Raw genomic sequence first — 1,108 nt, 5'->3', positions numbered from 1 at the left:
GGATCCCCACGCACCACAAACGAGAAGCAGCGAAACATAAAAAGTAACCCGCGACGGGGCTACCATCGCGGGGACTACAAAGGCCGGCAAGCCTTCGATCTCTCAAAACTCTGCGAGATTTGTAGTCCCTCCGAACAGCGCGATCAAGAAAAAAACGCAGGCATGCGACCAGGTTCTTGCGCCCGATGGCCCGGCCCCCTCGCCCTTTGGAGTTGAGGACAGTGAGACGACAACAAGCAAGAAACATTGCGCCGGCAGGCGCCTTCCCGGTCCTTCCGGCCGGGATGCAACGCGACGATGTGGCGAAGCTTCTGCGCGACGTGCGGCCCGCGTTTGGGTTCCAGTCGGCGCGGATGGAGGCGCTGTGCCGCCTCATGGAACTGACGCGGCCGGGCGACTGGACCGACCCGGGCGTTGAGCCGGTCTGCTACATGCAGCAGAGCCAATGCGCCGACATCTGCAACAAGACGCCGCGCTCGCTGCGCGACGACGAAGCCGCGTGGGTCAAGGCCCGGCTCGTGACCAAGACTACCGCGGCCAACGGCAGCCGCGGCTGCTTCTACGGCGGCAGCCTCAAACAAGGCATCTGCTTCAGCCCGCTCATCGCCATGGTGCCGACCCTCATCGCGATGAAGAAACAGATGGATGCTCGCCGCGCCGAGCGCACCTTGCTGCGGCGCAAGATCTCGGCCGCGCGCAGGATCTTCAAGACGGCGCTCTTCGAGCTGATCAGCCTGGCGCCGGATCATCCTGAGGTGAAGGGGCTGCTGCAGGAGCTGTCAGATCTGCCGCGTCGCTACGACGTCTTGTCGATTGGCGAGCTGTCGCAGCTGCTCGAATCTGTGGACAAGTGCGCTCATCACGCGCTGCATCTTGTCGATTTACAGTCAAAAATCACCGATCAATCGGCGTACAGACACCGGCCTCATATACAAGATACAAAAGAAGATCTCTCTGTAATCTGTAACGGTTCCCCCGTCGATATGCAGCCATCCCGCAAGCGGGATGACGGCAATCCTTCGGAGGTCGCCCCTGCCGGGACGCCCTCTTGCCGAGAAAATAATGATGGGGGCGGTAGCCGTGGACACAAGCCCGAACTGCTCGAAAG

Annotated in this window: 1 protein-coding gene; it reads left to right on the top strand. The window is 61.4% G+C overall.

Translation table 11 applies throughout. The features are described 5' to 3' along the window. Positions 1–284: 284 nt before the first annotated feature. A partial coding sequence (locus C5F48_RS24045; RefSeq protein WP_181247783.1) for a helix-turn-helix domain-containing protein occupies positions 285–1,108 on the top strand: 824 nt, incomplete at its 3' end.

Origin of the sequence: Cereibacter changlensis JA139, assembly GCF_003034985.1 — a bacterium.
GTDB classification, from domain to species: domain Bacteria; phylum Pseudomonadota; class Alphaproteobacteria; order Rhodobacterales; family Rhodobacteraceae; genus Cereibacter; species Cereibacter changlensis.
This window is presented reverse-complemented; position numbering and strand designations above follow the sequence as displayed.